This is a genomic window from Nonomuraea muscovyensis (assembly GCF_014207745.1).
GTDB lineage: Bacteria > Actinomycetota > Actinomycetes > Streptosporangiales > Streptosporangiaceae > Nonomuraea > Nonomuraea muscovyensis.
In genome coordinates this window covers 610514-636151 of sequence record NZ_JACHJB010000003.1, presented here as the reverse complement: position 1 = coordinate 636151, position 25638 = coordinate 610514, and the positions used below count along the sequence as shown (strand labels likewise).

22 protein-coding genes are annotated in these 25638 nt (G+C 73.3%); 14 read left to right on the top strand and 8 right to left on the bottom strand.

What is annotated here, in order from left to right; translation table 11 throughout:
• Nucleotides 1-17 precede the first annotated feature (17 nt).
• Together FHU36_RS34785 and FHU36_RS34780 are read left to right on the top strand one after the other, a co-directional pair.
• Nucleotides 18-2723, top strand: coding sequence for a bifunctional glycosyltransferase/CDP-glycerol:glycerophosphate glycerophosphotransferase (locus FHU36_RS34785; RefSeq protein ID WP_312892042.1), 2706 nt, complete (start codon nucleotides 18-20; stop codon nucleotides 2721-2723).
• Nucleotides 2720-3784: a glycosyltransferase gene (locus tag FHU36_RS34780; RefSeq protein WP_185088300.1), complete on the top strand. Its 1065-nt coding sequence runs from the start codon at nucleotides 2720-2722 to the stop codon at nucleotides 3782-3784. Before FHU36_RS34785 ends, FHU36_RS34780 begins: the two co-directional genes overlap by 4 nt.
• 131 nt (nucleotides 3785-3915) lie before the next feature.
• Here FHU36_RS34780 and FHU36_RS34775 read toward each other — a convergent pair whose 3' ends face one another.
• The 3 genes from FHU36_RS34775 to FHU36_RS34765 are packed head-to-tail and all read right to left on the bottom strand — an operon-like array spanning nucleotide 3916 to nucleotide 7291.
• Complete coding sequence (locus tag FHU36_RS34775; RefSeq protein WP_185088299.1) at nucleotides 3916-4965, bottom strand: sulfotransferase family protein; 1050 nt, start codon at nucleotides 4963-4965, stop codon at nucleotides 3916-3918.
• A gap of 20 nt (nucleotides 4966-4985) precedes the next feature.
• A complete protein-coding gene (locus FHU36_RS34770) occupies nucleotides 4986-5795 on the bottom strand; it encodes a CDP-alcohol phosphatidyltransferase family protein (RefSeq protein WP_185088298.1) in 810 nt (269 codons plus the stop codon).
• A gap of 47 nt (nucleotides 5796-5842) precedes the next feature.
• Entirely contained in the window at nucleotides 5843-7291 is a 1449-nt protein-coding gene (locus tag FHU36_RS34765; RefSeq protein ID WP_185088297.1) for a glycosyltransferase family 2 protein, read from the bottom strand.
• Nucleotides 7292-7447: 156 nt separating this feature from the next.
• Between FHU36_RS34765 and FHU36_RS34760 the strand changes: the two genes are divergently transcribed.
• Both FHU36_RS34760 and pseI read left to right on the top strand, forming a co-directional pair.
• Nucleotides 7448-7948 (top strand): GNAT family N-acetyltransferase, encoded by a 501-nt coding sequence (locus FHU36_RS34760; protein ID WP_185088296.1) that lies wholly within the window; start codon nucleotides 7448-7450, stop codon nucleotides 7946-7948.
• The gene (pseI, locus tag FHU36_RS34755) at nucleotides 7945-8988 is read left to right on the top strand and encodes a pseudaminic acid synthase (protein WP_185088295.1); all 1044 of its coding nucleotides are present in this window, start codon (nucleotides 7945-7947) and stop codon (nucleotides 8986-8988) included. The genes FHU36_RS34760 and pseI overlap by 4 nt, the downstream gene beginning before the upstream one ends.
• A gap of 4 nt (nucleotides 8989-8992) precedes the next feature.
• Here the strand turns inward: pseI and FHU36_RS34750 are convergent, their stop codons facing one another.
• Entirely contained in the window at nucleotides 8993-9958 is a 966-nt protein-coding gene (locus FHU36_RS34750; RefSeq protein ID WP_185088294.1) for a PseG/SpsG family protein, read from the bottom strand.
• A complete protein-coding gene (locus FHU36_RS34745; protein ID WP_185088293.1) occupies nucleotides 9955-10695 on the bottom strand; it encodes a cytidylyltransferase domain-containing protein in 741 nt (246 codons plus the stop codon). The genes FHU36_RS34750 and FHU36_RS34745 overlap by 4 nt, the downstream gene beginning before the upstream one ends.
• Before the next feature lie 93 nt (nucleotides 10696-10788).
• On the opposite strand from FHU36_RS34745, the gene pseB reads away from it, so the two are divergent.
• Both pseB and FHU36_RS34735 read left to right on the top strand, forming a co-directional pair.
• A complete protein-coding gene (gene pseB, locus FHU36_RS34740; RefSeq protein WP_185088292.1) occupies nucleotides 10789-11772 on the top strand; it encodes a UDP-N-acetylglucosamine 4,6-dehydratase (inverting) in 984 nt (327 codons plus the stop codon).
• Complete coding sequence (locus tag FHU36_RS34735) at nucleotides 11772-12899, top strand: DegT/DnrJ/EryC1/StrS family aminotransferase (RefSeq protein WP_185088291.1); 1128 nt, start codon at nucleotides 11772-11774, stop codon at nucleotides 12897-12899. The genes pseB and FHU36_RS34735 overlap by 1 nt, the downstream gene beginning before the upstream one ends.
• A 106-nt stretch (nucleotides 12900-13005) precedes the next feature.
• On the opposite strand, the gene FHU36_RS34730 is transcribed toward FHU36_RS34735, so the two are convergent.
• Genes FHU36_RS34730 through FHU36_RS34720 form a run of 3 tightly spaced genes read right to left on the bottom strand, consistent with a single transcriptional unit; the run spans nucleotide 13006 to nucleotide 17654 of the window.
• Nucleotides 13006-15372, bottom strand: coding sequence for a glycosyltransferase family 2 protein (locus tag FHU36_RS34730; RefSeq protein WP_185088290.1), 2367 nt, complete (start codon nucleotides 15370-15372; stop codon nucleotides 13006-13008).
• A 15-nt stretch (nucleotides 15373-15387) separates the two neighbouring features.
• Nucleotides 15388-16998, bottom strand: coding sequence for a class I SAM-dependent methyltransferase (locus FHU36_RS34725; RefSeq protein WP_185088289.1), 1611 nt, complete (start codon nucleotides 16996-16998; stop codon nucleotides 15388-15390).
• A complete protein-coding gene (locus tag FHU36_RS34720; RefSeq protein ID WP_246503041.1) occupies nucleotides 16995-17654 on the bottom strand; it encodes a hypothetical protein in 660 nt (219 codons plus the stop codon). Before FHU36_RS34720 ends, FHU36_RS34725 begins: the two co-directional genes overlap by 4 nt.
• Before the next feature lie 343 nt (nucleotides 17655-17997).
• Between FHU36_RS34720 and FHU36_RS34715 the strand changes: the two genes are divergently transcribed.
• The 8 genes from FHU36_RS34715 (at nucleotide 17998) to FHU36_RS34680 (ending at nucleotide 25626) form a co-directional block, all read left to right on the top strand.
• Entirely contained in the window at nucleotides 17998-18243 is a 246-nt protein-coding gene (locus tag FHU36_RS34715) for an acyl carrier protein (RefSeq protein ID WP_185088287.1), read from the top strand.
• A gap of 25 nt (nucleotides 18244-18268) precedes the next feature.
• Nucleotides 18269-18994: an SDR family NAD(P)-dependent oxidoreductase gene (locus tag FHU36_RS34710; protein ID WP_312892041.1), complete on the top strand. Its 726-nt coding sequence runs from the start codon at nucleotides 18269-18271 to the stop codon at nucleotides 18992-18994.
• Between the two features lie 26 nt (nucleotides 18995-19020).
• Nucleotides 19021-20334: an AMP-binding protein gene (locus tag FHU36_RS34705; RefSeq protein ID WP_185088285.1), complete on the top strand. Its 1314-nt coding sequence runs from the start codon at nucleotides 19021-19023 to the stop codon at nucleotides 20332-20334.
• A gap of 43 nt (nucleotides 20335-20377) precedes the next feature.
• Nucleotides 20378-21409, top strand: coding sequence for a LuxE/PaaK family acyltransferase (locus FHU36_RS34700; RefSeq protein ID WP_185088284.1), 1032 nt, complete (start codon nucleotides 20378-20380; stop codon nucleotides 21407-21409).
• Complete coding sequence (locus FHU36_RS34695) at nucleotides 21409-22701, top strand: acyl-CoA reductase (RefSeq protein WP_185088283.1); 1293 nt, start codon at nucleotides 21409-21411, stop codon at nucleotides 22699-22701. Before FHU36_RS34700 ends, FHU36_RS34695 begins: the two co-directional genes overlap by 1 nt.
• A 97-nt stretch (nucleotides 22702-22798) precedes the next feature.
• Nucleotides 22799-23440 (top strand): polysaccharide deacetylase family protein, encoded by a 642-nt coding sequence (locus FHU36_RS34690; protein WP_185088282.1) that lies wholly within the window; start codon nucleotides 22799-22801, stop codon nucleotides 23438-23440.
• Nucleotides 23441-23476: 36 nt separating this feature from the next.
• On the top strand, nucleotides 23477-24922 hold the full coding sequence (locus tag FHU36_RS34685) for a hypothetical protein (RefSeq protein WP_185088281.1): 1446 nt from the start codon (nucleotides 23477-23479) through the stop codon (nucleotides 24920-24922).
• Nucleotides 24923-24951: 29 nt separating this feature from the next.
• Nucleotides 24952-25626, top strand: a complete 675-nt coding sequence (locus tag FHU36_RS34680) for a TetR/AcrR family transcriptional regulator (protein ID WP_185088280.1) — start codon at nucleotides 24952-24954, stop codon at nucleotides 25624-25626.
• Nucleotides 25627-25638: the final 12 nt, after the last annotated feature.

The window sequence follows — 25638 nt, the reverse complement described above, 5'->3', positions numbered from 1 at the left end:
CCTCCAAGCCGGACACTATGTCGCGACCTGCGGGAATGCCCATCGCACGTGTCCGACTCGGGGGGGATGGCATGCCGGCCTGCACTGTTGTCGTGATCGCCTACAACGACGCGGACCGCCTGCCGAGGGCCGTGCGCTCGGTGCTCGACCAGTCTCTCGGCGACCTTGAGGTCGTCATCGCCGACGACGCGAGCACCGACGCCACCCCCCGCGTCGCCGAGGAGCTCATCCGCGCCGACCCCCGCGTGCGCTACCTGCGCCGGGCCGCCAACAGCGGCGGCTGCGGCGCGCCCCGCAACGACGGGCTCGACGCGGCCGAGTCGCCGTACGTCATGTTCCTCGACAGCGACGACGAGCTGCCCAGGCACGCCTGCAAGAGCCTGCTCACCGAGATCGAGCGCACCGGCGCCGACTTCGTCTCCGGGCAGATCTCCCGCCTGTACGAGTGGAGCGGGCGGACCCAGCGCTACTACCCGGCGTTGTTCGCCAGGCGCAGGGTGGTCGCCGGCATCCACGAGGACCCGCGGCTGTTCCTCGACTCCTTCACCACCAACAAGCTCTACAGCGTGCGTTTCCTGCGCGAGCACCTGCTGCGTTTCCCCGAGGACATCCACTACGAGGACCACGTCTTCGCCAGCGAGCTGTACGCCGTCTCCCGGCGCTTCGCCGTCGTGCCGTGGGTCGTCTACCTCTGGCACCGCACCCGCGCCGGCTCGTCCATCTCGCTCAGCATCGGCGACATGGACAACGTCCGCCACCGGGTCGTCGCCGCCCGCCGGAGCGACGCGGTGCTGCGCGCCCACGGCGCGGACGACCTGGTGCCGGCCCGGCAGGACCGCTTCCTGCGCCAGGACCTGCGCGTCTACCTCAACCCCCTGCCCACCCGCGACAGGGTGTGGGCCAAGGAGTTCGCCGCGATCGTCCGGCCGTACCTGGAGGAGATCCCCGCCGAGGTGCTCGACCGGATCGAGCCGATGGCCAGGGTGTGCTGCCACCTCATCCTCGCCGACCGGATCGACGACCTGCTGGTCGCGGCCGGTTCCCTGACCGGGCCGCAGGCGCCGCCGCGTGCCGCGGTACGGCAGGGCGACCGGACGTACTGGGGCACCACCGTCTCCCCCGGCATGGACATCACCCCGCTGCGGCTGGCCGAGCTGCCCTTCAGCGTCAGCAGGCTGCGGCACGAGGTGACCGAGATCTCCGCCGACGGCCAGCGGGTCAGGATGACCGTGCGCACCTTCGACCCGTTCGGCGCGCTGCCGCTGGAGTGGACGGCCTTCCTGCGGCTCGGCCGCGAGCGCGTGCCGATCCACCCGCAGGCCTCAGGCGAGGGCGGCTACGTCAGCGAGGTCACCTTCGCCCCGCGGACCGCGGGCGATCCGCGCATCGGCTTCACCAGCGTCGCGACCGGCCACACCACGACCGACCGGCTGCTGGTGAACCCGGCCATGAAGCCCATCGAGTTGCCCGGCGGCGTCACGGTCTCGGCCGACGGCCCCGCTGCCCACCTGGTCGTGCGCGTCCGCCGCGCCCGGCGGCCCCTCCTGCCGCGGATCAGGCGGGCGCTGCTGCGCAGGGCCGGCACCCCGGCGAACCGGCTGCGGGTCTACAGAACGCTGATCAGGGTCCTGCCGCCGCGCCGGAACCTGGCCCTGTTCGAGTCGGACGTCGGCAAGGGCTGCACCGGCAGCCCGCGGGCGATCTACGAGGAGCTGCGCCGCCGCAAGCTGCCCGTCGACGTGGTCTGGTCGGTGGCGCCCGGCCGCGGTGACGCCCCCGAGGGCGCGCGACTGGTCCGGCGCGGCGGCTGGCGCTACGTCTGGACCCTCGCCAGGGCCGGCGTGTGGGTGGACAGCCACGGCTTCCCGCTCGACTACCCCAAGCCCCGCCGTACCCGCTACCTGCAGACCTGGCATGGCCAGGGCATCAAGTCGATCGGCTTCGACGCGCCCGACCTGCGTGCCGACTTCGACCGGCCGCGCCGGCGCTGGCGCTCCGCCGTCGCCCGCTGGGACGCGCTGGTCTCGCCCAGCGCCGAGTTCACCCGGCACTTCGTCCGCGCCAACGGCTACACCGGGCCCGTCTACCGGTACGGCACGCCGCGCTGCGACGCCCTGGTGCGCGGCACGTTCACGACGGACGTGCGGGCCGCGCTGGAGATCCCGCCCGACCGCAACGTGCTGCTGTACGCGCCGACCTACCGCGACCAGGCCAAGCACAGCGGCAGGTCGGTACGGGCCGATCTGGAGCTGATGGCCGAGGAGCTGGCCGGCGAGTGGGTGGTGATCCTGCGGACCCACCAGGTGGAGTGCTACGCGGTGCCGCCGCACCTGCGCTACTTCGTCCGGCCCGCCGGAACCTATCCCGAGGTCAACGACCTCATGCTGGCCTCCGACGCGCTGCTCACCGACTACTCGTCGGTGATGTGCGACTACGCGCTGACCGGCAGGCCGATGCTCTTCCTCATCGACGACTGGGACGACTACCGGCTGCGCGAGCGTGGCGTCTACCACGACCTGCCGTCGATCGCCCCCGGCCCGTGCGTGACCACGACCGAGGAGCTGGTCGCCTGCCTGCGCGACCTGCCCGCCGTGCACGACTCCTACGCCGAGCGGTACGCCGCCTTCCGCGAGATGTGGTGCGCCGAGGAGCGCGGCGACGCCGCGGCCCGGGTCGTCGAGGACTTCTTCGGAGATTTCATCAAGGCGCGGAGGGTGCCGTGACCATTGTCTTCGCGTGTCTGGAAGCGGACACGCTCGGCGGTGTCCAGCAGGTGACGCACACCCTCGCGCAGGGTCTGGCCGGGCGCGGCCACGACGTCCACGTGATCGGGCTGTACCAGGCGGCCTCGCCGTTCCACTACGTCGACAGCCCGCTCTACCAGGAGCACGTGATCAGCCGCACGGCCGTGGACGGGCAGGGGCGCCTGGCGCGCTGTCACGCCGACCGGCGGCTGGCCCGGCTGCTCGGTTCCGTGCAGCCGGGCTTCGCCGTCATGACCTCACCGTCGGTGGTCACCCGGCTGGTGCGGCTGCTGCCCGGCTCCCTGCGCACCATCGGTCAGTATCACGGCTCGTACGAGCACGCCCGGGACTGCTGGCACCTCGGCTCCATCCGCAAGCACTATCCCGCCCTCGACCAGGCGGTCTTCCTCAGCCGCGACGACGCGTGGATGTTCTCGGAGCACGCGCTGCTGCCCAACACCTGGTCGGTGCCCAACCCGCTGGCCGCCTGGCCGGAGGAGACGGCCATGCTGGAGACGCCCCGGGTGCTGGGGGTGGGCCGGTTGGAAGGGGTCAAGAGGTTCGACCGGCTCATCACCGCGTTCGCCCGGTCCGGGGCGCCCCGCCCGTGGGAACTGCACCTGATCGGTGAGGGCGGCGAGCTGGAGCGGCTGCGCGTGCACGCGGCCGAGGAGGGTGTGGCCGACCGGGTGGTCATCAAGGGACGGGTGGCGGCGGCGCGGATGGCGGGCGAGTACCTGGCCGCCTCGATCGTGGCCGTGACGAGCGAGCACGAAGGGCTGCCGATCGTGCTGCTGGAGGCGGCGGCGCACGGGGTGCCGGCGGTGGCGTTCGACGTGTCGGGCGGGGTACGGTCGGCCGCCCCGGTGCTCGTGCCGGCCGGTGACGTGGGCGCGTTCGCGCGGGAGCTGGCCCGGCTCGTCGACTCGCCGCAGGAGCGGCGGCGGCTGGGCGCCGCCGCCCGCGCCAGGGCCGAGGCGTTCCGCCTGGACCGCATCCTGGACGAGTGGGAGTCGCTGTTCACCCACATCGCCCGCTGAGCGGGCAGTGGGCAACGCCCGCTGAGCGGGCAGTGGGCAACGCCCGCTGAGCGGGCAGTGGGCGACGCCCGTCGAGCGAACGGCGGATGCCCGGAGCGCCCACCCCCGTGCGGCGCTCCGGGCATCCGGCCCTACAGCGAGCGGTCGGCCAGCTCGGGCTCCTCGGCCCGCTGCTGCGGGACCCCGGCGAGCGCCCGCTGGGTGGTGGTGAGCAGCGCGCCCACCGGGCCGGGCTCGCGCAGCCGGTTGATGCGGTCGCGCATGTTCTTGCGCATCCGGCTGGCCCGGCGCTTCTGCGCGGTCTTCTGGAAGATCGCCAGGTGCGCCTTGGAGGCCGGGGGTGCGCCGGTCAGCTCGTAGCCGTTGGCCTCCAGCCGCTCGCCGAGCACCTGCTCGCACAGCGAGATCTCCCAGGCGTCCAGCCGGTTGGCCCAGCTGCCCACGCGGGACCGGGTGACGTCGCCGTGGGTGTTGCTGTGCCAGACCTTGTGCGGCGGCACCGCGACCGCGGCGGCCTCGCGCGGCGAGACCATCGCCGGGTCGAAGTCCTCCTCCAGGAAGAGGCAGAGCTTCTTCAGCTCGGTCGACGGGTCGTCGGTCAGGTCCTCGTAGCGCAGCTCGTAGTAGCTGTCCTCGGGCATCGTCTTGCGCAGCCGGACGCCGGCGTCGATCGCCTCGGCCCAGGTGGAGACGGCGTGGAAGGAGTTGTGGGTGTACCAGGGCATCTCCTTCAGGGAGGAGACGCAGTCGCGGCCGTCCCTGATCAGGTGGATGAACTGGGCGTCGGGGAACATCCTGAGCAGGTAGTCGACCTGCTTGACGTAGCTCGGCCGCTTGTCGCCCCAGCGGGCCTTGTCGAACCGGTCGGCGTACATGCGGAAGGTCGTGCCGAGCACCGAGCCGAGCGAGCCGGGGCCCTCCACCGCCTGCCGGACGTAGTCGTCCTGGTCGATCTTGAGTTCCTTGAACTTGGTGGTGCGGTCACCGGCCACCCACTCGGCCAGCGCGCGGCGGCGCTGGGCGAGGCGCATGTCGCCGAACGTCCGGCGGCGCATGTAGGCGGGAATGAGGAAACGCGTCTCCGGTGGCACCGCGATGCGCGGGTGCGAGTGCAGCATGAGCTGCAGCATGGTGGTGCCGGAGCGCGGGCAGCCGACGACGAACACTGGCCGATCGGACATCTGGTTCTAACCCCCGAAACTTAGACGAGAACGTGCTCTCGGCTCTCCTGCGGGGCCGACACGGTGTGCCTGCGCGTGAAGAGCCACATCCGGTAGACAAGGAAGATCTCGTTGCCGAGCAACAGGGCGCCGGCCACGGCCGACACCGGCACCAGGGCCGCCGCCCCGACGAGGGGCGCGACCACGAACACCGCCGCGTGGAACTCGATACCGCTGATCAGGTGCGTACGGACGCGGCGGCGGGCCAGATACCGGTTGAACCGCCTGCCGAAGGACCGCCGCGAGCCTCCTTTGCGCGGGGCGGGCACCAGCCCGGCCGCCGCGACGCGCTCCGTGGCCTGGGCCCGCGCTTCCTTGATCGTCTCGCGGACCCGCTTCATCTGCGGGGCGTTGACGTACCTGAACAGGTCGAGCACGGCCACTCCGGCGCCGAGCACGATCCAGCGCACCTGCCCCGTGAGCGCGTACTGGCCCCAGGCCAGCCCCCCGGCGCAGAAGACCACCCGCACCCGGTCGCCGACGTAGTCGAGCCAGAGCCCGAAGGGCGTCCCCGTGCCCTTGAGCCTGGCGATCTTGCCGTCCACGCAGTCGATCATGAAACTCAGGTAGAACATGGCCGCCCCCGCGACCAGCTCGTCCGCGGCGAAACACCCTGCGGCGCACAGGCCCAGCACCAGCGAGGTCACGGTCAGCGCGTTCGGCGTGATGCCGGTGCGGTTGGCCACCACGAGAGCGACCCGGCAGGCGACCGGGTCCACGAAGTAGACGGTCCACCAGGAATCTCTGCGCTTGCGGGCCGCGTAGACCTCGGCGAGCGAATAGGTGCTCATGGATTCAGCATGGCTACGCGACGTCATGTCCGTATTACTCTCTGGAACTACTGGGCGAAGTCCATGCCGGTTCTTGACCGTCTCGGCACCGGCAGCCGCCACGCCCGGTGGGCGTCGCCGTCGCGGAAGTGGCCCGTGAGCTCCAGCCCGCGCGCGTCGACCAGGGCGTGCAGCCGCCAGGCGGGCCCGCCGTCCCTGAGCTGCGCAGGGTCGATCTCCGCGAGATACTTGCCGCCCTTGGTGCGGCGGGCCGGCACGGGAACCTCGCGGTTGCCGTCGCTGAGGAAGAGCCGCACCTTGCGCGGCCGGCGCTCGACCCGGTGGATGGCCACGTCGCCGAGCACGGTGAAGCGGGTTCCCGTCCACCAGCAGTCCTCGACCCTGGCCAGCAGCCTCAACTCGTCGGAGGCGTCGTACACCTCGTCCGGGATCCGCAGCGAGCGGTCCCGGAAGTACGGGTAGTCGCCGTACCAGCCGACCTTGCGCAGCCCGCGCGGCACGATGCGCGGCGAGTCGGCCGTGGCGCGCCTGAACTCCCGCACCTCGCGCAGTTGCCTGATCAGGCCGCGCTCCATCAGGTGGAGCTCCAGCCGGCGCAGCGACGGCGCGGTGCCGAGCACGGCCGGGCTGAGCACGGCCAGCCACTGGCGGGCCAGGTCGTGCAGCGGCGGAATGTCCTCCTCGTGGGCCTGTTCCAGCGCCTGGAACAGGAAGACGATGTCCTTCTCCAGCACCAGCCCGTCGAAGGACAGGATCAGTTCGGGCGCCTCCTCCCGCAGGAACGCCCGTACCGCGCAGATGGCCTCCAGCCGGTCGCTCAGGTTGGCCAGCTCGGCGCGCCGCTGGGTGATCGAGACCTCGCCCTCCTCGCGTTTGCGCCAGTGGTAGACGACGTCGGGCAGCACGTCCACACTGTCGGCCAGCACGTGCGCCCGCATGCTGAGCGGCACGTCCTCGTAGATCCCGGCCGGGAAGCGGAGCCGGTGTTCCTGCCAGAAGTCCCTGCGGTAGACCTTGTTCCAGACGGTGCGGTCGCGGACCAGGACCCGCCGGTCCATGATGTGGGTGCGCCGCACCGCCCGCTTGAAGACCTTCTCGTGCAGCGACGAGGCGGCCAGGCCGCCGTCCCGGATCCGCCGCACTCCGCCGCACGCGAGGTCGGAGCCGGTGCGTTCGAGCGAGCAGACCAGCAGCTCGTACGCCTCGGGCGGCACGACGTCGTCGCTGTCGGCGAAGGCGAGATAGGCCCCGCGGGCCCACCGGATGCCCTCGTTGCGCGCCGGCCCGGGACCCCGGTTGGGCTGGCGGACCACCACGAACCTCGGGTCGCGGGAGGCGAAGGCGTCGGCGATCCGCCTGCTGCCGTCCGTCGAGCCGTCGTCGACCAGGATGACCTCGATGTCCGTCAGCGACTGCGCCGCCAGCGACTCCAGGCACTCGGTGATGTACGGCTCGACGTTGTAGAACGGTACGACGACGCTGACCAGGGGCGCCATAGAGCCGGCTCCTTGCATACGGGGGATGGTTAGTCGGCAGCATGCCCCGGTCGTCGCCGCCGGGCGGGTCGCGCTGCCCCTCCCTGATCAGCTCTTTACCAGACACATAATCCGCTACGGTGTGACTCCGTACGGACACAGAACGTAGGGAGAGCTGTGCTGAGGCCGGCCCACGACGACGACCTGCCCGCGCTCCTGCGCTGGCGCAACCACCCGCGGGTGCGCGCGGCCAGCTTCACCACCCACGTGATCGGCGAGGCCGAGCACGCCCGCTGGTGGGCCGCCGTGCGCCGGGACCCGGCCCGGCGCGTGCTCGTCTACGAGCACGACGGATCCGGCGCGGGCGTGGTCGCCTTCTCCGGCCTGGCGCCCGGCGCCACGACCGGCGAGTGGGGCTTCTACCTCGACCTCGACGGGCTGGAGCGGACGGGCGCGGCGCTCGCGGCGTGGGCGGGGCTGGAACGCGCCGCGATCGGCCACGCCTTCGGGCCGCTCGGCCTCACCACGCTGCGGGGCCAGGTGCTCGCGGGCAACGAGCCGGTCCGGCGGCTGCACCGCCGCTTCGGGTTCACCGAGGTCGGCGTGCACCGGCGCGAGGTGGACGGGACGCCCGTGGACGTCGTCACCGTCGAGCTCACCAGGAGGGACCACACATGATCATGATCGCGGACCGCGCCATCGGGGCCGGTCATCCGCCGTTCGTCATCGCCGAGATGTCGGGCAACCACGACGGCAGGCTCCAACGGGCCCTGGCGATCGTCGACGCGGCGGCCGACGCCGGGGCCCACGCGATCAAGCTGCAGACCTACCGGCCCGACACGATCACGGTCAACGCCGACGGACCGGCGTTCCGGCTCGGTGACGGGCACGAGCTGTGGGGCGGCGAGCGCCTCTACGACCTCTACGAGCGGGCCCACACGCCGTGGGAGTGGCACGAGCCGATCTTCGCCAGAGCCCGGCAGCGGGGGCTGGTGGCGTTCTCGTCGCCGTTCGACCCGACCGCCGTCGAGCTGCTGGAGAAGCTGGACGTCCCGGCGTACAAGATCGCTTCGTCGGAGATCGTGGACCTGCCGCTCATCCGGGTCGCCGCCGCCACCGGCAAGCCGTTGATCCTCTCCACGGGCATGGCGTCGGCCGGCGAGATCGACGCCGCCGTGCGCGCCGCCCGCGAGGCCGGTTGCGCCCAGCTCGCGGTGCTGGCCTGCACCGCCAGCTATCCCGCCTCGCCCGCCGAGAGCAACCTGCGCGCGCTGCCGCTGCTGGCCGGGCTGACCGGGGCCGTCGTCGGCCTCTCCGACCACACGCCGGGGCTCGGCGCCGCGCTGGCGGCCGTGGCCCTCGGCGCCTGCCTGATCGAGAAGCACGTCACGCTCGACCGGCGGGGCGGCGGGGTGGACGCGGCCTTCTCCCTGGAGCCCGCCGAGCTGGCGGCCCTGGTCGTGGAGAGCGGGCGCGCCTGGGAGGCGCTGGGGCGGCCGGAGCTCGGGCCGCGGCCGTCCGAGCGCGAGGGGCTGCGGTTCCGGCGGTCGCTGTACGTGGTCAAGGACGTGCGCGCGGGCGAGCGGGTGACCGACCGCAACGTCCGCTCCATCCGGCCCGCCGGCGGGCTGCCCCCCGTGGCGCTGGCCGAGGTGATGGGCCGGCGCTTCACCCGCGACGTGCCGCTCGGCACCCCGCTGAGCTGGGACCTCGTCTAGCCCGCTAGCCGATGAGGGCGAGCAGGGTGTCGGCGACGCGTTCGCGCCCCTTGCCGTCGACCAGGCCGCCGCCGCGCCGCCCGTACTCCTCACGCGCCTCCGGATCGGCCAGCAGGTGGGCGAGGACCTTGGTGGCGGCCGTGTCGGCCACGGGGCCCGCCCCGGCGGCGATGCCCCGCCCCACCAGCGCCTCGTACCCGATGAGCTGGTTGGCGGCCACCCACGTCAGGGCGGTGGGGACCCCGAGGTAGAGCAGCTCCCACACGGCCGAGCCGGCCGCGGTGACCACGAGGTCGGCCTCGGCCATCAGCGCGGGCAGCCGGTCGGTGGGCGGGATGACGGTGAACGCCCCCTCGGCCGCGAACGGCTTGGGGCTGACCACGGTCGCCTGGAACGGCAGGCCCGTGTCGGCCAGGGCCCGCGCCCAGGCGGGGGCCACGCCCGCGCTGTCGGTGCCGCCGAAGAAGCACAGCACCCGCGGCACGGCCCGCCGCACGCCGCCCCTGCGGCGCAGGCGGCGGACGCTGTCGCGCAGCAGCACGTAGCGCGACCCGGCCAGCCGCCGGGTGAGCGGCGGCACCGGTCGCAGCTCGGCGCCGAGGTTCTGGTCGAGGTAGAGGTCGGCGTCCTGGCCCAGCGGGTCGCCGTCGACGATGGCCAGCACCGCGGCCGACCCGCGCACCGCCGCGCCCGTGCCGGCCGGCAGCTCGTAGGAGTCGAGGACGACGGCGTCGAGGCCGAGGTCGCGCACCAGCCCGGCCAGGTGCGCGGGCCGTTCGGGCGCCGGGATGAGCGGCAGCCTGCGCTCCAGGAGCTGCGCCCGCGCCCACGCCGAACCGGCGAGGTCGCCGAGGAAGCACACCTCGACCCGCCGGCCGCGCAGTTCCTCGGCCAGCGCGACGCAGCGCACCAGGTGCCCCACCCCGCACGCCCCTCCCGCGTCACAGCGGACGCCGATGCGCCGCGTCATGCCTCCTGCAGCGCTTTCTGCTGCACGTGCGCGTTGAGCAGGCACACCTCGGGCCGGGCGCGCAGCCAGCTCACCAGCGTCGCGTGCGGCACGCACCGGTCGCCGAACTCGCCGGCGACCCGGGAGATGAGCCGCCAGTCGTCCGGCGTGTCGAGCGTGACCCGCAGCTCGTCGGCGGCGGGCGTGTAGGCCAGGCCGAGCAGCCGGGACCTGCCCGGGTAGGTGTAGACGTAGGAGGTGACGTGGGCGCGGTGGTGGGCCGTGGCCTCCCGGTCGGCCCGCAGCAGCGCCGGCAGGCTCACGATCTCGACGTCGAGGCCGCGCGGCAGCGTGCGCGCCAGGCTCGTGCTCAGGTAGTCGAGGCCGGGCACCGCGCGGAAGACCAGCGCGGCCTCACGGATCACCGCCGGGTCGAGCAGCGGGCAGTCGGCCGTGAACCTCATCACCGCCTCGCCCGGGTGCTCCTCCAGCGCCTCCACGAACCTGGTGAGCACGTCGTCCACCGGCCCCCGGTGCCAGGCCACGCCCAGCCTGCGGCACTCGGCCACCACCGGGTCGTCGGCCGCGTCGGTCGTGGTCGCCACCACCAGGTCGTCCACCGCCTCCGCCTGCCGTACGGCGCGCACCACCCAGCCCAGCACCGACCGGCCGCGCAGCTCGCGCAGGACCTTGCCCGGCAGGCGCGTGGACCCCATCCGCGCCTGAATGATTCCGACAATACGCACCGAAGCCCCCATTCCCCCGTGTGACCGTGTGTCGCCGACCGGTCGCGCTATGCTACCGGCCAGCTCGGACGACTACAGCGCGTCAGCGCGATTCCAGGGGGCCCCGTGAGCATTCTCAGCGGATCGTCAATACTGATCACCGGAGGCACGGGGTCCTTCGGCAAGGCCTTCATCGGCCACGCGCTCGACGCGCTCGACGTGCGGCGCCTGGTCGTCTTCTCCCGCGACGAGCTCAAGCAGTACGAGGTCCGCCAGCAGTTCGGCGACGACAAGCGGCTGCGCTGGTTCATCGGCGACGTGCGCGACCGCGACCGGCTCGCCAGGGCCATGCACGGGGTCGACCACGTGGTGCACGCGGCGGCGCTCAAGCAGGTCGACACCGCCGAGTACAACCCGTTCGAGTACGTCCGCACCAACGTCGCCGGCTCGCAGAACGTCGTCGAGGCCGCCATCGACGCCGGCGTGCACAAGGTCGTCGCGCTGTCCACCGACAAGGCGTCCAGCCCGATCAACCTCTACGGCGCGACGAAACTGGTCGCCGACAAGCTCTTCGTGTCGGCCAACCACTACGCCGCCAGCCATGTCACCCGCTTCTCCGTCGTCCGCTACGGCAACGTGGTCGGCAGCAGGGGCTCCGTGGTGCCGTTCTTCCAGCGGCTCGCCCGCGAGGGCGCCACGCTGCCGATCACCGACAAGCGGATGACCCGCTTCTGGATCACGCTCGACCAGGCGGTCCGCTTCGTCGTCGACTCCTTCGACCTCATGCGCGGCGGCGAGCTGTACGTGCCGCGCATCCCCAGCATGCGCATCACCGACCTGGCCGAGGCGCTGGCACCCCGCAACCCGGTCTACGAGGTGGGCATCCGGCCGGGCGAGAAGCTCCACGAGGAGATGATCGCCCCGGACGACGGCCGCCGCACGCTGCTCCTGGCCGACCGCTACATCGTGCTGCCGACGATCGCGACCTGGGGCTACGTGCCGCCGCAGGGCGGCCAGATGCTGCCGGAGGGCTTCGCCTACCGCTCCGACACCAACGACCGGTGGCTGTCGGTAGAGCACCTGCGCGAGATGGTGGCGGTCGGCGTCTGATGCTGCCCTACGGAAAGCAGTCGATCAGTGACGGCGACGTCGAGGCGGTCGTCGAGGTGCTGCGCGGCGACTGGCTGACCACGGGGCCCGCGGTGGAGCGGTTCGAGACGGAGCTGGCGCGCTGGACCGGGGGCGTTCCCTGCCTGGCCGTCACCTCCGGCACCGCGGCCCTGCACGTCGCCTACGTGGCCGCCGGGGTGGGGCCCGGTGACGAGGTGGTCACCTCACCGCTGACGTTCGTGGCGACGGCGGCGACGGCCGCGCTGCGCGGAGCGCGGGTGGTGTTCGCCGACGTCCGGCCCGACACCGGCACGCTCTGCCCCGACGCCGCCTCGGCCGCCGTCTCCGGGCGCACCCGGGCCGTCACCGCCGTCGACTACGCCGGACATCCCGCCGACTACGACGAGCTGCGCGAGGTGTGCGCGCGGGCCGGGGCCCTGCTCATCGCCGACGCCGCCCACTCCATCGGCGCCACGTACAAGGGCCTGCCGGTGGGGCGGCTCGCCGACCTGACGACGTTCTCGTTCTTCCCCACCAAGACGGTCACCACGGCGGAGGGCGGGGCGGTGGCCGTGGCCGACCCCGAACGGTTCCGGCGGGCCGCCCGGTTCCGCAACCACGGGCTGGTACGCGACCCGGCCGGGCAGCGCGACCCCGGCCACGGCGGCTGGCACCAGGAGGTGCACGAGTTCGGGCTCAACTACCGGCTCCCCGACGTGCTGTGCGCCCTCGGCGCCAGCCAGTTGCGCCGGCTGGGCGCGTTCCGGGCCCGGCGGGCCGAGCTGGTCGCCCGCTACGACGCGCTGCTCGCCGGGGTGCCCGGCCTGACGCTGCCGGCGCGGCGGCCGTACGTGGAGCCGAGCTGGCATCTCTACCCCATCCGGGTGCGTGACGGACGGCGGCGCGAGGTGTACGAGCGGATGCGGGCAGCCGGGATCGGGGTGCAGGTCAACTACATTCCGGCCTACTGGCACCCGGTGTTCGAGGACCTGGGCTACCGGCGCGGCCTCTGCCCGCAGGCGGAGGCCTACTACGCCGAGCAGTTGTCGCTGCCGCTCTTCCCCGACCTGTCGTCCGCCCAGCAGGACCGGGTCGTGGAGTGCCTGACGGCCGTCCTGGGCTCCTGACGTCCGGCGGCTTCGCCTCCGGGCCTCCAGACCTCCGGGCCCCTGGCCTCTTGGCGTTCGGGCGTCAGCGTCCGGGCGTCAGCGTCCGGGCGTCAGCGTCCGGGCGTCAGCGTTCGGCGAGCATGAGGGTGCCGTCGTCGCTCCGGTCCACCTGGAAGCGCCGGCCCGCGACGGTCACCGAGGGGCGGGCCGGGGTGCGTACCAGCGGGCGGAGCGGGCGGCCCTGGTCGATGACGACCTCCCAGCGCGATTCCCGGCCGACGGGCTCGTCGACGTCGCCCAGCGGGACCCGGGCCCGGAAGCGGTGGCCGGTCAACGACAGGGGGAAGTACATCTCCTCGCCGTCGGTGCGGCGGACGAGCCGCAGCACCGGGTCGCCGTCGCCGAGGTCCGCCAGCTCACCCGCGACGAGCAGGGCGTCACCGTCGAGGCGGCACTCACTGACGAACGCCTCCGCTCGCCGCAACCGCAGCCCCCACACGCCCCTGCCGCCGCGCACCGGCACCACCCACACCCCCGCCCGCCGCACCGGCTTGGGAACGACCGGCGGCGCAGAACCGGCCGGCGATCCTGGACCGTCCGGGGTGACAGGACCGTCCGGGGTTGCAGGACCCTTCGGAGTAACAGGACCCTCCGGGGTTGCAGGACCGTCCAGGGTTACCGGACCGTCCAGGGCGCGCGTGCCGGGCACCTGGCGCGGTTCCGGGACGCCGGGTCCGGTGTCCCGGCCCGGCGTCGCGGCGACGGCCTGCTCGGCGTCGCGCCGCCCCGGCCCGGACGTGCGGCGTGGGGCGGGGACGAACGGCGGCCCGGCGTCCCCCCGCCGATCGGCGGCCCGGTCCGGGTCGGTTCCTTGAGCGCGTATCGGACGGGTCGGGCCTCCACCGCCCTGGCGGGGCAGGCCCGCCGGCCGGTCGGGGGTGCCGTCCCGGGCCGGGACGAGGAGAGCCGCCGGGTCGGTGACGCGGCGCTGCGCGGGGACGAACGGCGGCTCGGCGCCCGCCAGGCGGACCGGCGCCGGCACCGAGGGCGGGAGCCAGCGCGGTCCCGCGACCCTGGCCGCCAGCCGCAGCCCCGAGCCCTTGAGCTCGGCCCACAGGTCCCAGCGCCCCTCCCGGGCCAGCCGCGCCGGGCCCAGTGCGGCCGGGTCCAGCGCGAACCCGAAGGAGAAGCCGTGCTCGGGCACCGCACCCCCGTCCTCCCGGGCGACACTGCGCCACGCGGGCGAGACGATCTCGTCCCCCAGCGTCAGCCGGTCGCCCGTGCCGCGTTCCTCCAGCCAGACGCGGGCACGCATCCGCCGCAGGCCCTCGACCGCGAACCGGCCGACCGTCGCCCACGCCTCGCCGCACAGCAGCCCGTCGCGCCAGCCGATGTCGAGCAGCCGGGTGTTCAGGGCCAGCTCGCCCGTCACCTCCGACAGGGGCCTTGGCATGGCCGGATGCCGGGCGTACCAGCGTCTGCGCACGAGACCGTCGGAGCCGAGGCGCGGCCACAGGCGGCCGTCGCGGTCCCGGTCGAACACGGCCGCCAGCTCGGCCGGGCGGCGCAGGTGCAGCAGGCGCACCATGAGCCGGTCCGCGAACGGCAGGTTCAGCAGTTCCTCGGGCGCGACGCCGTCGAGGTAGCCGCCGACGAGGTCGAGCAGCTCGGCGTCGGCCGCGGCGCCCATGCGGGCCACCGCCTCCACCGCGACGGCCATGTCGATGTCGAGCGTGTCGCGGTCGAAGTACGGCTTGAGCTCCGGCGCCCGTTCGGCGAGCAGGGCCGACGTCTCCAGCACCGACAGCAGGCGGTCGCGCAGGTTGGCCGGCTCCAGGCGCCGCTCGGTGATGGAGGAGCGCTCGTCGCGCAGCCTCCAGTGGTAGACGACCCCCTTGAGCACGTCCACCGAGGACGCGCCCACGTGGGCGGCCATGGCGACCGGCTGGTCCTCGTACATCCGCTCGGGGAACCGCAGCCCGAGCGTCTCCCAGAACGAGCGCCGGTAGACCTTGTTCCACAGCATGCGGTCGCGGACCAGCAGCGGGTGGCGGGTGATGTGGGTGCGCCGCAGCGGCCGGGCGAAGGCCTCCTTGTGCGCCCAGGACGGGACGAGCAGGTTGCGGTGGAGCCGCAGGACGTTGCCGCACGCCAGGTCGGACCCGGTGGACTCCAGCGACGACACCAGCCGGTGGAACGCCCGCGGCGGCACCATGTCGTCGCCGTCCACGAACGCCAGGTAGCGGCCGCTCGCGTGCCGCAGGCCGGTGTTGCGGGCCGGGCCGACCCCGTGGTTGTCCTGCCGGACGAGCCGCACGCGCGGGTCGGCCGCCATCCGGGCCTCGACCACGGCCGCGCCGCCGTCGCGGCTGCCGTCGTCGACGCAGATCACCTCCAGGTCGCGCAGGGTCTGCGCGACCAGCGAGTCGAGGCAGGCGCCGAGGTACTTCTCGACGTCGTGGAACGGGACGATCACCGACAGGATGGGCACTGGTGCTCCTCTCGATCAGCCGGACAGCAGGCGCAGCATCCTGCGGGCGACCTTGCGGGGGCGGGCGAGGCGGCGTGAGAGGCGGTAGCCGAGGGTCCTGCGGTGGGCGGCGGCCCGGCGCTGGGTCCTGCGCAGCTTGGCCCTGGCCCGTACCAGCTCCCGTTCGCGGTAGGTGAGCTTGGTCTCCAGGCGGGCGACGCGCGCCAGGGCGGCCGTGAGCTGGTCGGCCAGGCGGTCGCGGGTGCTCAGCAGGTCGCGGTAGGCGGGCGCCGTCCCCGACGGCACGGCCGGTTCGCCCAGCTCGGCGTCGAGCTTGCGCGCCCGGTCGAGCTCGTCCTCGCCGCACGGCCGGCCGGCCATCCCGCACAGGGTCAGCGCGAGCTGGTCGGCCGACTGCGGCCACGGCCACGGGTGGTGGTGTCCGCTCGCCAGCAGGCGTACGGCGAACCGCCACAGGATCCGGCAGAGCACCACCTGGGTGGTCACCGGGCCGACCGGCGCGGGGAGCGGGGTGACCGCGGCGAACCGCTCACCGTCCCAGACCAGGTTGTCGGCGGGCGCGTCGCCGCCCTCCTCGACCCAGTCGGCGAGCCTGGCGAGCAGGTGGCGTACCGCGCGCACGTCCTCCCGGGCGCACGCCTCGACCAGCACCTCCTCCAGGACCCGCCCGCGCGGGATCGGGCGCGGGCTTCCGTCGGGCAGCCGCCTGGTGGTGGTGGCCGTGACCTCGTGCACGACCCGCCCCACCTCGACCAGCCCGGCGGGCAGGAGGCCGGCGAGCGGATCGGCGGCCGGGTCGGCGGCGGGATCGGCGGCGGGTCGGGTCGCCACCGTCACCCACAGGGGCGCGAGGTGCTCGCCGAGGCCGTGCCGGAAGGCCAGCCGGGCGAGCCGGAGCGGGTCGGCCACCAGCATGGTGTCGCCGCCGCGGGCGGCCAGCGGGACCGTGAGCGCCTCCGGCAGTTCCTCCGCGAGCAGCGTGTGTTCCAGCAGCGCGCGGGGCGCGTCCCGGCCGGGATAGGCGGCGTAACGCCCGCCGGCCACCAGGCCCGCCGACGCCAGCGCCGCGTCGAGCGCGGCCGGCCCGCCGGGGTGGGTGGGGTCGAAGCCGTGCGGCTCCCAGTGGCCGTCAGACCCCTCCCGCTCGGGTGGCCTGGCCTCGACGAACCGGTCGATCCCCAGGTCGTTGGGCACCGCGAGGACGAGCCGCCCGCCGGGCGCGACCAGCCGGGCCAGCGCCTCGAACGACTCCCGCCACGACGGCGCCGGCTCCTCGGCGGAGTGCGTGCGTCCCAGGCCGTCGAGCGCCAGCACCAGATCGTACGGCTCCTCCTCGGTCAGCGCCCGCAGCCGGCCGCAGTGGACGGTCAGCGAGCGGTGGCGTTCGCCCAGGGCGCACGCGTCCGGGTAGGAGCGCACGACGACGGCGGCATGGGACGCCCGTTCCAGGGCGACGGCGACGAGCCCGGCCGGGTGCGGGCCGGCCAGCAGCACCCGGCCCCCCACCGGGACGAGCCGCCCCGCCAGCTCCAGGCCGACGCCCCGCCAGTCGGCGGCCGTGTCCGCGTCGGACCAGAGCAGCATCTCGCCACCGATCAGGCGGACGTTGCCCGGGGTCTCGTTCACGCGCATCGCACCCGCTTCCAGCCGAACATTCGCAGCAGCTCCTCCGGTGTCGCCTGATGGTCGAATCCCAGCTCCCGCCGAGCGGCCTCGGCGGCCAGGTCCGGATCGACGCGCACGCCGTGCAGCTCGGGCCACAGCCGCATCCGCCGCGCGGTGCCGCCGTACTCGGGCCGCTCACCCTCGAACTGCATCGGGTCCCCGTAGACGGCGACGTCGCAGCCGACGGACGCGCCGTAGAACAGCGCGCTGCCCAGCCGGTTGGAGGCGACCCTGCGGTGCCGGCGCAGCTCGGCGAGCTGCCCGCGCAGGAAGTCGCGGCCCTTGCCGTCCCAGCGGGACCCGCGGTCGCCGTGGCAGACGAGCCGGAAACCGGCCGACTCGTACGCGCGCCTGATGTCCGGATTGGCGAACTCCAGCCAATAGAGGCACACCGTCACGGGGCCGGTCTCCACCTCGCGTATTTCGGCGGCGAGCCGGGAGTGGTCGCCGCTGACGGCGTTCTTCTCCCAGCCGTGGAAGGGATACCAGATGGTGCCCCGGCGCTCGCTCTCGGGAATCCTGCCGAGGTCCGGCTCCAGGTGGAGCAGGTATGTCCAGGGCGCGCCGATGAGGTAGTGGCCGCGGCGTCCCATGGACCAGCCACGGCGTCTGAGCACGTCACTCCAGATGAAACGGGGATATCCCGGACTGCACCAATGGTCGTTGGGCGGAAATCCGTGCAAATAGTTCCAGCCGTGCTGTACAAACCCCTGGATACGCCGGGGGGTGTCGTCGGACAGCCCGCAGTATCTGGCGAGAATGCGGGAGTGACCGTACCAGTGATTTGATTCGTCCATCATTTCCCCTGTAGCGGTGGGAGCGCCCCGTCCGACATTCCCAGCCGCGCCCGCGCGCCATCCGGCGTTATACGGTTCCATTACCCGCGACGGGGTCTCGGTTTGAGCCGCGCACGATCAGAGCTACACTACGTCTCGGTTCGACCACAGAGAGTGAGTGACGATGACCCACCTCGACCGGCTGCGCGACGTCTTCCGCGCCTCCCTGAGCCTCCCGGCGGGCGCCGATGTCGACGATCTCGAATACCGGGCGATCCCGCAGTGGGACTCGCTGGCCCACATGGCGCTGGTCGCCGCGATCGAGGACGAGTTCGACGTCATGATCGACACCGACGAGATGATCGACATGAGCTCGTTCACGAAGGCGGTCCGGTTGCTGGAGAAGCACGGTGCCGGCGCTTCCTCCTGAGCCGCGTGCCGGCGCCGGTCCGCGCGTGGCGCTGGTCACGGGCTCGACCACGGGCATCGGGCGGGCCGTGGCCGTCACGCTGGCCGCCGCCGGACACGACGTGGTCGTGCACGGCCGCGACGAGGAGCGGGCGGCGAAGGCCGCCGCCGAGGTCGCCGTCGAGACCGGCGGCCGCGCCTTCTCCGCCTACGGCGACGTGGCCGACGCCGAGGCGATCGCCGCCGTGATGCGCGAGATCCACCGCCGTCACGGCCGTCTCGACGCGCTGGTGGTCAACGCGGGCGTCCACGAGCCGGGCCTGCTCGGCATGACGCCCACCGCTTCGGTGTCCCGGCTGTTCAAGGTCAACGCGATGGGCGCGGCCAACACCCTCCAGGCGGCGGTCCGGCTGCTGCGCCGAGGCGCCCGCCCCGCCGTGGTGCTGGTCTCGTCGATCATGGGTCTGCGCGGCGCGCCGGGCCAGGCCGTCTACGCCGCCACCAAGGCCGCGCTGCTCGGGCTGACCGTGGCCGCCGCCAAGGAGCTGGGCCCCGCCGGTGTCCGGGTCAACGCCGTGGCCCCCGGCTACATCGACACCGGCATGCTGGCCTCGCTCGGCGACGACGCGCGGGCGGCGACCGTCGCGGCGACCCCGCTCGGCCGCCTCGGTGAGCCCGCCGACGTGGCCGCCGCCGTGGCCTTCCTGCTCTCCGAGCCCGCTTCCTTCATCACCGGCCAGGTCATCGGCGTCGACGGCGGGCTGGTGCTGTGAGAGCCGACACGACGGATGGACCTGCCATGGACGCATTCCCGCACCCGGACGCGCGGCTCGTCGTCGCCGGCGAGCCGGGCGCGCTCGCGGGCGACGAGCTGGCCGCCCGGGTCGAGCGGGCCGCGCGGGTCCTGACCCGCCTGCCGCCCGGCCCGGTGTTCTGCGGCATGCGCAACGACCTGACCTCGGTGGTGCGCTACCTCGCCGCGCTGCACGCCCGCACGCCCGTCGCGCTGCTCGACGCCGACCTGTCCCCCGGCGCGCTGACCGAGCTGATCAGGAGGTTCCGGCCCACGGCGGTGTTCGGCTTCGCGCACGCCGTCGAGGGCTCGCCGCGTGGCCGCCGCGAGGCGCCCGCCCCCCATCCCGACCTGGCCGTCCTGCTCGCCACGTCGGGATCGACCGGCAACCCCAAGCTCGTCCGGCTGTCCCGGCGGGCCGTGCTGGCCAACGCCCATGCCATCGCCACCACCCTGGCGATCGGCCCCGGCGACGTCGCGCCGACGAGTCTCCCGCTCCACTACAGCTACGGCCTGTCGGTGCTCAACAGCCACCTCGCCGCGGGCGGCACGGTGGTGCTGACCGACGCGGGGCTGCTGGAGCGGTCGTTCTGGACCCACCTCGACGCCCACGGCTGCACGTCGCTGGCCGCCGTCCCCTACCAGTACGAGATGCTGCGCAGGCTCCGCTTCGACCCGGCCGAGCACCCCAAGCTCGCCACGATGACCCAGGCGGGCGGGCGGCTGCGCGCCGAGCTGGTCGGCGAGTTCGCCGCCAAGGCGGGGCGGTTCTTCGTCATGTACGGCCAGACCGAGGCGACCGCCCGCATCTCCGTCCTGGCCCCGGAGCGGCTGGCCGACAAGCCGGGCTCGTGCGGGCAGGCCGTGCCGGGCGGGCGCCTGGCCGTCGAGGACGGCGAGGTCGTCTACCACGGGCCCAACGTCATGATGGGCTACGCCGAGACGGCCGCCGACCTGGCGCGGGGCGACGACCTGGGCGGCGTGCTGCGCACCGGCGACCTCGGTCACCTCGACGACGAGGGCTTCCTCCACCTCACGGGCCGGGTGAAGCGCATCGCCAAGATCTTCGGGGTGCGGGTCAACCTCGACGACGTGGAGGGGCTGCTGCGCGGCTGCGGCCCGGTGGCGGCGACGAGCGGCGACGACCGGGTGACGGTGTGGGCCGAGGGCCTCGACCGCGACGGGTGCGCCCGGCTGGCCCGGCGGCTGGGCACGGAGCTGCGGCTGCACTGGAGCGGCTTCGACGTGCGGGCGGTGGACCGGCTGCCGCTGCTCACCACGGGCAAGATCGACTACCGCGCCCTGGAGTCCCGCACGTGAGCCCGGTCGTGGCGGCTCGGCGGAAGGCGGGCGGAGGGGTGGGATGAGCGTTTTCCGGCTGACCGAGGCCGAGCGGGAGGCGGCGTTGCTGCCCCGGCTGGCCGAGCTGACCGAGCGGCATCGGCGCGACTGCCCGCCGTACCGGCGGATCCTGGCGGCGATCGGGGCGTCGGGCCCGTACGAGCGGGTGGCGGACCTGCCGTGGCTGCCGGTGCGGCTGTTCAAGACGCACGAGTTGCGCAGCGTGCCCGAGGAGCGGGTGTTCAGGGTGCTCACGTCCAGCGGCACCACGGGGCAGGCGCCCAGCCGTGTCTACCTCGACCGCGAGGCGGCGGCGGCGCAGCCGCGCATGCTGGCGGCGACGCTGCGGGCGGTGCTGGGCGGGCGGCGGCTGCCGATGCTCATCGTCGACAGCCGGTCGGTGACCCGCGACCCGGCGCTGAGCGCCCGCGGCGCGGGGGTGCTGGGGATGATGAACTTCGGCCGCGACCACACGTTCGCGCTCGACGAGGGGGGCGGGCTCGACGGGCGGGCGGTCGAGGGCTTCCTGGCGCGGCACGGCCGCGAACCGTTCCTGATCTTCGGGTTCACCTTCATGGCCTGGCTCTACCTGCGGGAGCTGCGGCTCGACCTGTCCCACGGGGTGCTGATCCATTCCGGGGGGTGGAAGAAGCTGGCGGACCAGGCCGTCGACAACACCGCCTTCCGCGCGCGGCTGGGCGAGGAGTGCGGGCTGACCCGGATCCATGACTTCTACGGCATGGTGGAGCAGATCGGCACCGTCTTCCTCGAAGGGCCCGACGGTGACGGGCTCTACTGTCCCGACTTCGCCAACGTGGTGATCCGCGATCCGGAGACGTGGGAGGAGGCGCCGCCGGGCGTGTCGGGGTTGATCGAGGTGGTGAGCACGCTGCCGACGTCCTATCCGGGTCACGTGCTGCTGACCGAGGACCTCGGGGTGGTGCACGGGGTGGACGACGGGGTGTGGCCGGGCAAGCGGTTCTCGGTGCTGGGGCGGCTGCCGCGGGCCGAGACGCGCGGGTGCAGCGACACCTTCGGGCAGGTGGCGGCCTGATGGTTGGACCCTCGGGCGACGCCCCCGGCGACCGACCGCCCGCCGGCCATCCCACCGGTGGTGGTGATGAGGTGGCGGTGCGGTTTCCCGAGGGGGCGTCGGTGGGTGTCGGTGGGCTGCTCGCGGGCCTGACCGGGGCGGGCCTGCTCGGTGCCGGAGACGAGCGGGTGCGTGACTTCCTCGTCGCGTTCGGGCGGCGGCTGCTGCGTCCCGAGCTCGCGCGCCGCCACCCCGAGCTCGCCTCCCTCGGCTTCTTCCTGCGGCCGCGCGAGCTCGCGCGGACCGTCGAGGCGGTGCGCGGCGGCGAGTACGTACGGGTGCCGCGCGGCCTGGTGTTCCACGTTCCGCCCGCGAACGTCGACACCGTCTTCGTCTACTCCTGGGCCCTGTCCGCCCTGATGGGCAACCGCAACGTGGTCCGGCTCTCGACCAGGGCGGGCCCGGTGGCCTCGGTGCTCCTGCGGGCCCTGCAGGAGACACTCGACGAGTCCGGCGGGGCGGTGTCCGAGGCCGTCGCCGCGACCCAGCGGATCGTCTCCTACACCCGTTCCGACGCCATCACCGCCAGCCTGTCGGCGGCCTGCGACCTGCGGGTGATCTGGGGCGGCGACCGCACCGTCGACGAGGTGCGGCGCCATCCGCTCGCGCCCCACGCGCGCGACCTGACCTTCCCCGACCGGTCGTCGTTCGCGCTCGTCCTGGCCTCGGCCTGGCTGGCCGCGCCGGCGGGCACCCGCGAGGCGGTGGCCGACGGATTCGCCGCCGACGCCTACTGGTTCGACCAGGCGGCCTGCTCGTCACCCCGTACCGTCTTCTGGGTCGGCGTGCCCGCCGACTGCGACGCGGCCCGCGACGACTTCACCACGTGCCTGGCGCGGGCGGTGGCGCGGCGGGGCTGGACGGTGGACGCCGCGATGGCGGTCGAGAAGCGGGTCGCCACGTACGGCCTGGCCGCCGACGGCGTGGCGCGGTCCATCGGCTTCCACGGCAACGCGGTGACCGGCGTCGTCCTCACCGCGCCGGAGGCGGCGCCGCGGCGCCGGCTGGGCACGGGCACGTTCGCGCACGCCCGGATCGCCTCTCCGGCCGAGCTGGTCCGCCTGGTGCGGCGCGCCGACCAGACGATGACCCACTTCGGCTTCTCGCGCGCCCAACTGGCGGAGCTGGCGGGTGCGCTGGCGGGGCGGGGCGTCGACCGGATGGTGCCGATCGGTGAGGCGCTCGGCTTCCAGCGCGTGTGGGACGGCTACGACCTGCCGGCCGAGTTCACCCGCCTGGTCACGATCCGCTGACAGCGCACAGGCGGCCGGCACAGGGCCGCACAAGGTGCGCTTTCGCCATAAGGTGGCACCTGTGGTGATTCAGGGGTTACTAGCGGTTTCGCTGGTGATGAGTGGTGCTCCGGAGGCCGGGGCGCAGGCGAAGGTCGACTGCGCGAAGGTGAAGTGCATCGCGCTGACGTTCGACGACGGCCCGGGCGAGCAGACGCCGGCCCTGCTGGACGTGCTGAAGAAGGAGAAGGTCAAGGCCACCTTCTTCCTCATGGGCAAGCACGTCGAGGAGTTCCCGGCCATCGCCAGGAGGACCGCCGCCGAGGGCCACGCGGTGGGCAACCACACCTACGGCCACCAGTCCCTGACGTCCTCGAACGACAGCGAAATCCTCGACGAGCTGCGCGTCACCCAGACGATCATCGAAGAGACCACGGGCCGGCGGGTGACGATGTTCCGCCCGCCGTACGGGCACACCGACGAGCGGGTGCTGCGCCTGGCCGGCGAACAGGGGCTCGCGCAGGTCATGTGGACGGGCACGACGCTCGACTGGAAGCTGCGGGACGCCAAGCGGATCAAGGCGGCCGTGCTCCGGCTGGCCGGGCGTGACGGGGTGATCCTCATGCACGATGTGGTCCCGCAGACCGTCAAGGCGATGCCGTCGATCGTCAAGGAGCTGAAGAAGCGCGGGTATCACCTGGTCACGGTGCCCACGCTGCTCGGCGGCAGGAGGCTCGAAGCAGGGGTCAGCTACCCGTAGGCCGGGGTATGGGTCCCGCTGGCCGGGATTGGAGTCATGCAGAACGCGAAGGCATCGCGACCGGGGACGCTCGCGACATTCCTCGCCATCCAGGCTGTGCTCGTGTGCTGGTGGCTGGCCTACCATCCTGGCCTGTTCAGCCGGGACTCGGTGCTCTACCTGAGCCACACCATGGCCGGTCCCTGGGTGAGCGACCATTCCGTCGTCTACGACGCCCTGCTGTGGCTCAGCGTCCGCGTCAGCGGCGACCTCGGCCTGGTGACCCTGCTCCAGACCACGGCCATGGCCGCCACGCTCACCTACCTGGCCACCGCCCTGCGGGCGCTCGGCGCGCCCCCGCGCTCGACGACGGCGGTCGCCGTGCTGATGCCGTTCCTGCCTCCGGTCGGCGCGTTCGCGGTCACGCTGTGGAAGGACGTGCCGTTCACGCTGTGCGTGGTGGCGATCGCGGCGTCGTGCGCGGGCATGGCTGCGGCGCGGACCGTCACCGTCGGGCGGCTGGCCGGTCTCGGCGTGCTCATGACGGCGCTGGGGTTGTTCCGGGCGAACGGCTTCCTGATCGTGGCGGTCGCCGTCGTCGTGCTGGTGCTGGTGGTCAAGGTCATGAGGGTACGGCTGGCGCTCGTCGGCACGGTCGCGGCGGCCGTCCCCCTCCTGCTCACCAACCTGGTGTTCCCGCTGGTCGGCATCGCCGCCCCGTCGAAGACGTACGTGTACCACACGGCCTTCGGCGACGTCGCGGTGCTCTACCGCGGGCATCCGGAGCTGTTCGGCTACCGGGACCGGGCCGTCATGGCGGCCGTGGCACCGTTGCCGCGCTGGACGGAGGGCGGCACCTGCCACACCATCAACCCGCTGATCTGGCGGAACGACTTCAACTGGCAGCAGGCCGACGCGCACGCGGGCGAGCTGCTGGACCTCTGGAAACGCCTGCTGCTGGAGCGGCCCGGCCTCGTCGTGGACGCCCGGCTCTGCAGGGGCGCCATCGCCTGGAAGATCACGCAGGACGAGTGGGCCGTCGGCGGGGAGACCTACCACTTCTCCCGCCGGCCGACCGCCGAGACCTACGTCGGCCCGGACAAGGTGCCCGACTTCCCCGAGCGGCACCTGTTCTCGTCGCGGCCGATCTCGCAGGAGCTGTACGAGGTGGCCGACTGGTGGCTGGTGACCGCGGCGGCTCCGCGCTACGACTGGCTCATCTGGCGGGGAGCGCTCTGGTCGTACGTGTCGTACCTGGCGGTGGGGCTGGCGGCGTGGGCGCTGCGCAACAGGTACGTGCCGGCCGTGGCGGCGGTGGTGGTGGGGCAGCAGCTCGCCATCCTGGCCAACATCTCGGCCCAGGACTTCCGGTACATGGCGGCGCCCATCCACATCGGGATGCTGCTCCTCCCGCTGCTGGCGGCCTCCCTGGTACGCCCGCTACGACGGGGCCGCCGGCGGGAGACCGTCGAAGAAAAATTGCCGAACACGCATCTTTTCTGATCGCGTAAGTTTTTGCTATCGTTGTCATCGTGGGAGACGAGGACGCTGGGCGCACGAGCCTGAGGGAGCGCAAGAAGCAGCAGACCCGCATCGCGTTGAGCTGGGCGGCCATCCGGCTGACCGTCGAGCGGGGGTGGGACAACGTGCGCGTCGAGGACATCGCCGCCGAGGCCGGCGTCTCCACCCGTACCTTCAACAACTACTTCGCCAGCAAGGGCGAGGCCATCGCGGCCCGGCACCTCGACCGGGCCCGGCTGATCGCGGCCGAGCTGCGCGCGCAGCCCGCCGGCAAGCCCCTGTGGGAGGCCGTCACCAGCGCGGTGCTGACCCGGTTCGCGATGGAGGACGAGGGCTCCGGTGGCGAGGGCTCCACTGGCGGCGACTCCGGTGGTGAGGGCTCAGGGCCGGAGGGGGCTTCCGGTCAGTGGCTGGCCGGGGTCCGGTTGATGGTCACCGAGCCGGCGTTGCAGGCGGAGTTCGTCAAGGCCGGCGTGGCGGCCGAGGCCGAACTGGCCGCCGCGATCGCCGATCGCACCGGCACCGACGTCGCGCGTGACCTCTACCCGCGCCTGGTGGCCGGCGCGGTGGGAGCGGCCATCACGGTCGCCACCGACCAGTGGCTGCGCGCCGAGACGCCGGTCTCGATGGCCGCCCTGCTGCACGACGCGCTCGGCCAGCTCGCGGCCGGACTCCCCCAACCCTGACCGCGCCCTCGA

What these genes read in the sequence shown, in the direction of transcription:
- FHU36_RS34715 (WP_185088287.1), top strand. Translation starts at nt 17,998, where the DNA reads ATGACCCACCTCGACCGGCTGCGCGACGTCTTCCGCGCCTCCCTGAGC.
- FHU36_RS34750 (WP_185088294.1), bottom strand. Translation starts at nt 9,958, where the DNA reads ATGACGCGGCGCATCGGCGTCCGCTGTGACGCGGGAGGGGCGTGCGGG.
- FHU36_RS34775 (WP_185088299.1), bottom strand. Translation starts at nt 4,965, where the DNA reads ATGTCCGATCGGCCAGTGTTCGTCGTCGGCTGCCCGCGCTCCGGCACC.
- FHU36_RS34690 (WP_185088282.1), top strand. Translation starts at nt 22,799, where the DNA reads ATGAGTGGTGCTCCGGAGGCCGGGGCGCAGGCGAAGGTCGACTGCGCG.
- FHU36_RS34685 (WP_185088281.1), top strand. Translation starts at nt 23,477, where the DNA reads ATGCAGAACGCGAAGGCATCGCGACCGGGGACGCTCGCGACATTCCTC.
- FHU36_RS34745 (WP_185088293.1), bottom strand. Translation starts at nt 10,695, where the DNA reads ATGGGGGCTTCGGTGCGTATTGTCGGAATCATTCAGGCGCGGATGGGG.
- FHU36_RS34705 (WP_185088285.1), top strand. Translation starts at nt 19,021, where the DNA reads ATGGACGCATTCCCGCACCCGGACGCGCGGCTCGTCGTCGCCGGCGAG.
- FHU36_RS34695 (WP_185088283.1), top strand. Translation starts at nt 21,409, where the DNA reads ATGGTTGGACCCTCGGGCGACGCCCCCGGCGACCGACCGCCCGCCGGC.
- FHU36_RS34735 (WP_185088291.1), top strand. Translation starts at nt 11,772, where the DNA reads ATGCTGCCCTACGGAAAGCAGTCGATCAGTGACGGCGACGTCGAGGCG.
- pseI (WP_185088295.1), top strand. Translation starts at nt 7,945, where the DNA reads ATGATCATGATCGCGGACCGCGCCATCGGGGCCGGTCATCCGCCGTTC.
- FHU36_RS34765 (WP_185088297.1), bottom strand. Translation starts at nt 7,291, where the DNA reads ATGGCGCCCCTGGTCAGCGTCGTCGTACCGTTCTACAACGTCGAGCCG.
- FHU36_RS34785 (WP_312892042.1), top strand. Translation starts at nt 18, where the DNA reads ATGTCGCGACCTGCGGGAATGCCCATCGCACGTGTCCGACTCGGGGGG.
- FHU36_RS34770 (WP_185088298.1), bottom strand. Translation starts at nt 5,795, where the DNA reads ATGAGCACCTATTCGCTCGCCGAGGTCTACGCGGCCCGCAAGCGCAGA.
- FHU36_RS34700 (WP_185088284.1), top strand. Translation starts at nt 20,378, where the DNA reads ATGAGCGTTTTCCGGCTGACCGAGGCCGAGCGGGAGGCGGCGTTGCTG.